General features: G+C 70.6%; 8 protein-coding genes and 1 pseudogene. 6 read left to right on the forward strand and 3 right to left on the reverse strand.

Annotated features, from left to right (window positions below; genetic code table 11):
• Together ACUW6W_RS11385 and ACUW6W_RS11390 are read right to left on the reverse strand one after the other, a co-directional pair.
• The coding region (locus ACUW6W_RS11385; protein WP_233569978.1) for a hypothetical protein at nt 1-346 on the reverse strand (346 nt) is incomplete at its 3' end.
• Nucleotides 343-1209, reverse strand: coding sequence for a F510_1955 family glycosylhydrolase (locus ACUW6W_RS11390; protein WP_036340675.1), 867 nt, complete (start codon nt 1207-1209; stop codon nt 343-345). The genes ACUW6W_RS11390 and ACUW6W_RS11385, both read right to left, overlap by 4 nt.
• A 157-nt stretch (nt 1210-1366) precedes the next feature.
• Between ACUW6W_RS11390 and ACUW6W_RS11395 the strand changes: the two genes are divergently transcribed.
• The 6 genes from ACUW6W_RS11395 to ACUW6W_RS11420 all read left to right on the forward strand — a co-directional run bounded on the left by ACUW6W_RS11395 (nt 1367) and on the right by ACUW6W_RS11420 (nt 7850).
• Nucleotides 1367-2092 carry a response regulator transcription factor gene (locus ACUW6W_RS11395; RefSeq protein ID WP_060974075.1) on the forward strand — a complete coding sequence of 242 codons (726 nt, stop codon included), beginning with the start codon at nt 1367-1369 and terminating at the stop codon, nt 2090-2092.
• Complete coding sequence (locus ACUW6W_RS11400; RefSeq protein WP_060974076.1) at nt 2089-3258, forward strand: sensor histidine kinase; 1170 nt, start codon at nt 2089-2091, stop codon at nt 3256-3258. Before ACUW6W_RS11395 ends, ACUW6W_RS11400 begins: the two co-directional genes overlap by 4 nt.
• 71 nt (nt 3259-3329) lie before the next feature.
• Nucleotides 3330-3659: a heavy-metal-associated domain-containing protein gene (locus ACUW6W_RS11405; RefSeq protein WP_060775536.1), complete on the forward strand. Its 330-nt coding sequence runs from the start codon at nt 3330-3332 to the stop codon at nt 3657-3659.
• Between the two features lie 75 nt (nt 3660-3734).
• Nucleotides 3735-5972, forward strand: a complete 2238-nt coding sequence (locus ACUW6W_RS11410; RefSeq protein WP_060974077.1) for a copper-translocating P-type ATPase — start codon at nt 3735-3737, stop codon at nt 5970-5972.
• A gap of 59 nt (nt 5973-6031) precedes the next feature.
• Nucleotides 6032-6706: a DUF305 domain-containing protein gene (locus ACUW6W_RS11415; protein ID WP_060974078.1), complete on the forward strand. Its 675-nt coding sequence runs from the start codon at nt 6032-6034 to the stop codon at nt 6704-6706.
• An 88-nt stretch (nt 6707-6794) separates the two neighbouring features.
• Nucleotides 6795-7850 carry a type II glyceraldehyde-3-phosphate dehydrogenase gene (locus ACUW6W_RS11420; protein WP_002854314.1) on the forward strand — a complete coding sequence of 352 codons (1056 nt, stop codon included), beginning with the start codon at nt 6795-6797 and terminating at the stop codon, nt 7848-7850.
• 106 nt (nt 7851-7956) lie between these two features.
• On the opposite strand, the pseudogene ACUW6W_RS11425 reads toward ACUW6W_RS11420, so the two are convergent.
• Nucleotides 7957-8220 (reverse strand): annotated as a pseudogene (locus tag ACUW6W_RS11425) (fructose bisphosphate aldolase); the annotation flags it as partial.

Consider the following 8220-nt stretch of genomic DNA (forward strand, 5'->3'; position numbering starts at 1 on the left):
GCAGGAGGGCCCGGGAGGCCAAGTGGGACACGACAGGTGCCTTGGTCAGGGCCGAGGCGCAGGTATCGTCCACGGCCTCCAGGGCACAGACCGGCAACCCGGGGTCGGCTGCCTCATCCCCGGCAGGCTCGGCCGGGAGCACGACCTCGGGCACCATGCCGGCCGGACCGATGGCGCCCGGCCCGAGGTGATGAACAGTTGTGGCGGCGGCCGTACCGGTGGCGGCCCAAGCCGCGCTGGTGCCCGTACCAGCGTGCATCCCGAGCAGGCCCAGGATCAACACGAGGGTGCCCAGAACGGTTCGAAGGGCGGGCCAGCCGGACAGGGGGCGGCGGGGGGAGGTCACAGCAGCGATTCGGTGGTGTTCCCGCCGTCCGTGGTGGACAGCACGGTCGAGCCGACGACCAGCAGTGCTTCGGTCTGCCCGTCGTCGGTGATGCCCGTTCCCAGGGCGGTGGCCGTGCCGACCGGGCGGTCGCTGGCGGTCCAGGTGTCGCCGGCGTCGGTGCTGGTCAGCAGGTGTCCCTCGGTGCCGGCGCCCACGGCGGTGGTGTCATCGGCCCAGGCGACCAGGTGCATCAGCTGGGGGGTGTCCAGGGTGGTCCAGGTCGCGCCGTGGTCGGTCGAGCGCAACATGCCGGTTTCGGTGGTGGCCAGCACGGTCCCGGTTTTGGGGGAGATCGCCAGCGATGCCGGGGCGACGGGGATCTCAAGGCTCTGCCAGGTGAGGCCGTCGGTGCTGGCGCGCAGTTGCCCATCGAAGCCGAGGACCCCGTTCGGGCCGGCGGCCAGGGCGTGGAAATCGGATGCGCCGCCGCGGGAGAGCACCGTCCAGCTCTGGCCCCGGTCGGTGGACTCGGCCAGGCCCAGCGGCTCGGGCAGGTCGGTGCGCGGTGCGGGGTGACCCGAGGCCAGGTAGCGGCCCTCGGGAGTCAGGGTGAAACCCATGAAGTCCACGACCGGACCGACCTGGGTCAGCTCCCCGTCCTGGAGCCGGAACAGGCCCTGGTGGGTGGCCAGCAGCACCTCACCGGACTCGGGGTCCCGGGTGAGGGCATGGACGTGGGTGATGGCCGTGCCGGTGCCCTGCGTGCCGGTGCCGGCCGCCGGGGATGTCGCGGGGTTCGGCGCGGCGCAGGCGGTGAGGGTGCCAGCGCCGAGCAGGGTCAGCCCGCCGGCGATCAGGGTTCTGCGGGTCAGGGGGGTCATGGAGCCTTTCCGCCCCGGGCCAAAAGGCGGGGCTATCTACCATTGTCGGCCGGTGACGCGCCGGGATGGGGCGGTTTGCCTTGAAGATTCGATGAAGATTCCCCGCCCCGGCACCGTTCTGAGCCGCCGGGGCGCGAGACAGAGCGAGACTGGACCCATGAATTCTGGCACTGGCACTGGGACTGACACTGGGACTGGTCCGGCGGCCGGCCGGGTGTTGGTGGTCGATGACGAGAAGCCGCTGGCGCGCATGGTGGCCACCTACCTGGAGCGGGCCGGCTACGAGGTGGCCCTCACCCACACCGGCCCGGCCGCAGTGCAGGCCGCCCGGGTTCACGAGCCCGACGTGATGGTCCTGGACCTGGGCCTGCCCGGGCTGGACGGGATCGAGGTGTGCCGGCGGGTGCGGGCCTTCTCCGAGTGCTATGTGCTGATGCTCACCGCCCGCGGCCATGAGCACCACCGGTTGGAGGGATTGGCGGTGGGGGCCGATGACTACATCACCAAACCCTTCAGCGTCCGGGAGCTGGTCGCCCGGGTGGGGGCGGTCATGCGCCGGCCGCGCACAACGGTGTCAGCCCCCGAACCGGAACGGGTCTGCGGTGACCTGGTCATCGACCTGGCCGCCCACGAGGCCCGCGTGTCGGGCCAGGTGGTGCAACTAACGCGCACGGAGTTCGACCTGTTGGCCGCCTTGTCGGGGCGCCCGCACCAGGCCTTCTCCCGGCGCCAGCTGATCGATATCGTCTGGGACCCGGCCTGGGTGGGCGATGAACGGCTCGTGGACGTGCACATCAAGAACCTGCGCCGCAAGCTCGACGCGGACCCGGCCCGCTATATCGACACCGTCCGCGGGGTCGGCTACCGGATGGCGGAGCAATGACCGGCCGGCGGCGCTACCAAGGATTAGCGGCCCGGTTCTTCCTCGCCCAGCTGCTGGTGGTGGGGGCCAGCGTGCTGGCCGCGGTGGTGGTGGCCTCCCTGGCCGGCCCACCACTGTTCCACGAGCACCTGGAACAGGCCGGGGCCGGACACGATGCAGCCCAGGTGCTGCACGTGGAGCAGGCCTACCGGGACGCCAATTTCTGGACCCTGGGCGTGGCCCTGGCCACGGCCTTGATCTGTTGTCTGGCATTGACCTGGAATGTCGCCCGCCGGATCCAGAGTCCGATCAACGCCCTGACCCAGGCGGCCAAGGCCATGGCCGGTGGACGGTACGACACCCGCGTGCCGGCCATGGGCGCCGGCACCGAGGTGGAGGAGCTGGCAGGGTCTTTCAACACCATGGCCGCACGGCTTCAGCGCACCGAGGACACCCGTCGACGGATGCTCTCGGACCTGGCCCACGAGCTGCGCACCCCCGTCTCCGTGCTGACCGTCTACCACGAGGCCCTGCAAGACGGGGTGTCCCACTGGGACGAGCCCACCGGTGAGCTGATGGGCGAGCAGCTGGCCCGGTTGACCCGGCTGGTGGAGGACATCAACGACGTCTCCCGCGCCGAGGAGGGCCGGATCGAACTGGACCGCAGCCCCCAAGGGGTCAGCGGGCTGCTGCATGCCGCGACCGAGGCCCACAAGGAGGCCTACGCCACCAAGGGCGTGGCCCTGACCATGGACGCCGATCCGGGCCTGGCCGTGGACGTGGACCGCCAGCGCATGGGCCAGGTCCTGGGCAACCTGCTCACCAACGCCCTGCGCCACACCCCGGCCGGGGGCCGGGTCACCCTCGAGGCCCGACAAAGCCCGTCCGGGGTCACGCTCAGCGTCACCGACACCGGGGAGGGGATCTCTCCCGAGCACCTGCCGCACGTCTTCGAACGCTTCTACCGCGGGGACACCGCCCGCGACCGTGACCACGGCGGCTCCGGGGTCGGCCTGGCCATCTCCCGAGCTCTCATCCAGACCCACGGCGGCACCCTGAGCGCCACCTCCACCACGGCCGGGGCGACGTTCACCATCGACCTGCCCACCAAGCAGCCCCCCGACCAGCCCACCTACCGGCGCACCCGTTTATCCACCGTGAACACCGGCGCTCCACCCCTTGAATGATACCCCCAGGGGGTATATACCAAGAGGAGAGGCGCCGTCCGGCGCCGCCCTCAGACCTGAAGGAGACCGTCATGACCGAATCCGCCCGCACCCCGCTGCCGGGGGCCACCAACGGCTGCTCGTGCTGCGCCCCAGCCGCCGACGCCACCGCCCCCGCCGGGCGCCAGAGTGCCGACCCAACCGGGACGAGCGCCGGCGACGCGACCTACCAGGTGGAGGGCATGACCTGCGGACACTGCGTGGGCTCCGTCGCCGAGGCCGTGAGCGCCCTGGACGGGGTGGACGATGTCCGGGTCGAACTGGTCGCCGGCGGGGCCTCCCCCGTCACCGTGACCGGGCCCGCCTCCGCGGACTCCGTGCGGACGGCCATCGAAGCGGCCGGCTACCGCGTCCGGATCTAACCGACCCATCCCCTCGAGGTCGGCGCCCCACCGCCGAGCCGGTCGCCGAACAGACCGCCGAGCAGAAGGAACACCATGAGCACCCCGCACCACCACGATCACCCCACCGACCAGACCGCCGAACACCCAGACCCGAACCCCCACGCCGGCCACGCCAACCACACCGACCATGCCGCCCACCACCCCGCGGACGCGGCCACCCACGGGCAGGCCATGCCCCAGGGCCACGCCCACTCGGCCCTGGACGAGGAGCACCAGGTCCACGACCACGGTCAGCACGCCGGGCATTCCACCGCGATGTTCAAGAACCGGTTCTGGGTCTCACTGGTGCTCTCCATCCCGGTGGTGTTCTTCAGCCACATGGTCGGGCAGCTGCTGGGCTACCACGTCCCCGAGTTCCCGGGCTCGGCGTGGATCGCCCCGGTGCTGGGCACCGTGATCTACCTCTATGGCGGCATGCCCTTCCTGAAGGGCGGGCTGACCGAGTTGCGCGCCCGCCAGCCCGGGATGATGCTGCTGATCGCGATGGCCATCACGGTGGCCTTCGTCGCCTCCTGGGTCACGACCCTGGGCATCGGGGACCTGATGCTGGACTTCTGGTGGGAGCTGGCGCTGCTGGTGGTCATCATGCTGCTGGGCCACTGGATGGAGATGCGCGCCCTGGGCGCGGCCTCCTCCGCCTTGGACGCGCTGGCGGCGCTGCTGCCGGAGGAGGCCGAGAAGGTCGTGGACGGTGACACCATCACCGTGCCGATCACCGAGTTGGCCGTGGGCGATGTGGTGCTAGTGCGGGCCGGGGCCCGGGTGCCGGCCGACGGGACCATCCTCGAGGGCGCCGCGGAGTTCGACGAGGCGATGATCACCGGGGAGTCGAAGCCTGTGCTGCGCCAGGCCGGGGACACGGTGGTCGCTGGGACCGTGGCCACCGACAACACCGTGCGGGTGAAGGTGGCCGCCGTCGGGACCGACACGACCCTGGCCGGGATCCAGCGGATGGTCGCTGACGCCCAGGAATCCTCCTCCCGCGCCCAGGCGTTGGCCGACCGGGCGGCGGCCCTGCTGTTCTGGTTCGCCCTGGTCGCGGCGATCATCACCGCGATCGTGTGGACCGCGATCGGCCAGCCCACCGACGCGGTCACCCGCACCGTGACCGTGCTGGTCATCGCCTGCCCGCACGCCCTGGGCCTGGCCATCCCGCTGGTGATCGCCCTCTCCACGGAGAAGGCCGCCAAGTCCGGGGTCCTGATCAAGGACCGGATGGCCCTGGAGCGGATGCGCACCATCGACGTGGTCCTGTTCGACAAGACCGGCACCCTGACCGAGGGCGCCCACGTCGTCACCGCCGTCACCGCGATGCCCGGCGTGTCCGAGGCAGAACTGCTGGCGGTGGCCGCCGCGGCCGAGGCTGACAGCGAGCACCCCGTGGCCCGGGCCATCGTCACCGCCGCCGGGCAGCACCCGCAGGCCAGCACGTTGCGCAAGCGCGGCACGGACTTCAGTGCTGCCATGGGCCGCGGGGTGCGCGCCACCGTGGACGGCTCCGAGATCCTCGTCGGGGGCCCGAACATGCTGCGCGAGCTTAACCTGACCATGCCGGCGGAGATCACTGAGCACACCGCCTCCTGGACCGCGCGCGGGGCCGGGGTGTTGCACGTGCTGCGCGAGGGGTCCGTTATCGGCGCGGTCGCCGTGGAGGACAAGGTCCGCCCCGAGTCCCGGGCCGCCGTGGCCGCCCTGCACGCCCGCGGCATCAAGGTCGCGATGATCACCGGCGATGCCCGCCAGGTCGCCGAGGCCGTCGGGGCGGACCTGGGCATCGACGAGGTCTTCGCCGAGGTCCTCCCCCAGGACAAGGACACCAAGGTCACCGAGTTGCAGTCCCGGGGACTGTCCGTGGCCATGGTGGGCGACGGCGTCAACGACGCCCCGGCGCTGGCGCGGGCCGAGGTCGGCATCGCCATCGGCGCCGGCACCGACGTGGCCATGGAGTCCGCCGGCGTTGTGCTGGCCAGCAACGACCCCCGCGCGGTGCTGTCGATGATCGAGCTCTCCCAGGCCAGCTACACCAAGATGATCCAGAACCTGGTGTGGGCCACCGGCTACAACGTGCTCGCCGTGCCGCTGGCCGCCGGCGTGCTCGCCCCGATCGGGTTCGTGCTCTCCCCCGCGGTGGGCGCGATCCTGATGTCCGTCTCCACCATCGTGGTGGCCCTCAACGCCCAGCTGCTGCGCCGGATCGACCTGGACCCGGAGCACCTGGCTCCTCTCGAGCGCCCCCGGTCGCAGGCTGCCCTTCAACCCGCGACCTCCTGATCGCGCCTCTTGGCGCTAACTCTGATATGAACCCTCAACCCACTGTGGAAGGACCCACCATGAAACGCACCATGACGCTGACCGCCCTGGCCCTGGCCTCCGCCCTGACCTTGACCGCCTGCGGCACCGGCGCCCAGGACGAGAACGCCGGCGCTGAGGCCTCGGCCACCGCGACCAGCTCCGCCCCCGCCGCCACCCCTGCGGCCACGGCCACCGCGACACCGTCCACCACGGCGACCGGTTCGGCCGAGGAGGTCTCCGCCGAGCACAACGACGCGGACGTGATGTTCGCCCAAATGATGATCCCGCACCACCAGCAGGCCGTTGAGATGAGCGAGATGCTGCTGGCCAAGGATGACGTCCCGGCGGAGGTGGCCGCGTTCGCCCAGAAGGTCATCGACGCCCAGGGCCCGGAGATCGAGCGCATGAACGCCATGCTCACCGCCTGGGGCCAAGACCCCGTGGACACGGACGGTATGGAGGGCATGGACCACGGCGGGATGTCCGGGATGATGTCCGAGGAGGACATGGCCGCCCTGGAGCAGGCCCAGGGCACCGAGGCCGCCCGGTTGTACCTGGAGCAGATGACCGCCCACCACAAGGGCGCCGTGGACATGGCCAAGGACGAGGTCGAGGACGGCCAGAACCCGCAGGCCGTGCAGCTCGCCGAGCAGGTCATCGCCGACCAGGAGGCCGAGATCACCGAAATGCAACAGATGCTCGACAAGCTCTGAGCACCGTCGTCCGCTGCGGGCATCCGGTGAGACGCGGCTGGCGATAGACCCCGAAACCGGAACGGGTCCTCCAGGAAAGGAGACGAGCATGCAGGACAAGATCAAGGTCGCGGTGAACGGGTACGGGGTCATCGGCAAACGCGTCGCCGACGCGGTCCGGGCCCAGGAGGACATGGCGCTGGTCGGAGTCAGTGACGTCATCGCTGACTACCGGATCGCGACTGCGGCCGGGAAGGGTATCCCCGTCTACGCCTCTACCGAGCAGGCCCTACCGGTGATGGCGGATGCCGGCCTTCCCGTCGTCGGAGGCCTGCACGACCTGCTCGAGAACGTTGACGTCGTGGTGGACTGCACCCCGGCCCAGGTGGGCGCCGGCAACCTGGAGCTCTACCGTGCCCACGGGGTCAAATCCGTGTTCCAGGGCGGGGAGAAGCACGATCTCACCGGCCACTCCTTCGTCGCCCACGCCAACTACGCCACCGCCCTGGGCCGGGACAGCACCCGGGTGGTGTCCTGCAATACCACCGCCACCGTCCGGGCCCTTACCGCGCTGAAGGACGTCGGACTGCTGTCCAAGGCCCGGGGGGTGCTCATCCGCCGGGCCACCGATCCGTGGGAATCGGACCACTCGGGGATCATGAACACCATCGTCCCCGAGGGCCGAATCCCCAGCCATCAGGGGCCCGACGCCCAGTCGGTGGTCCCGGACCTGGACGTGGTCACCATGGCCGCCAAGGGAGCCCACACTCAGAACCACCTGCACTACTGGACGATCGAGCTCACCCGCCCGGCCGAGAAGCAGGAGGTGTTGGAGGCGTTCCGGGCGATGCCGCGGATCGCCTTCGTCCGGCGCTCGGACGGCGTCGTGGCGGTCAATAGCACCGTGGAACTCATGGAGGACCTGGGCCGGCCCCGGGGTGATATGTATGAGGTGGCCCTCTGGGAAGACATCCTCACCGTGGACGGCAACGAGCTGTACTACACCTACACGGTGGACAACCAGGCGATCGTCGTCCCCGAGAACATCGACGCGATCCGGGCCCTCACCGGAACCGTCGACGACGGCGGCGAGTCCATCCGGCGCACCGACCGCGCCTTGGGGGTGCGCCAGGACTTCGTGCGCTCCTCGGTGGCTGCCCGTTGAACTGCGCGGCAGACGCCGCTGAGGCGGTGCCCGGCCCCAGGAATGGGGGGTGGTCGGACACCGCTTCGGCGGCCGCAGACTACCGCAGCGGTCCTATGGCCTCCGGTCAGGTGCGAGAGGCCGTCGCGATCGCGTTGATGGCCTCATCCAACACCGCATTGAACTGCGCTGGGCTCTGGGCCGTACTCAGCCCTTCGGTCAGGGCGCGGGAGAAGCTGGCGATCACGCCGTGGTTGCGGGCCAGCAGGGTGGTGGCCTGGGCCCGGGTATAGCCGCCCGACAGGGCCAGGACGCGGATCACTCGGGGATGGTCCACGAACTCGCGGTAGAAGTCCGCCCGCTCCGGCAGCGTCACTTTGAGGATGACCGA

This window comes from Micrococcus sp. 093350064-1 (assembly GCF_053627955.1).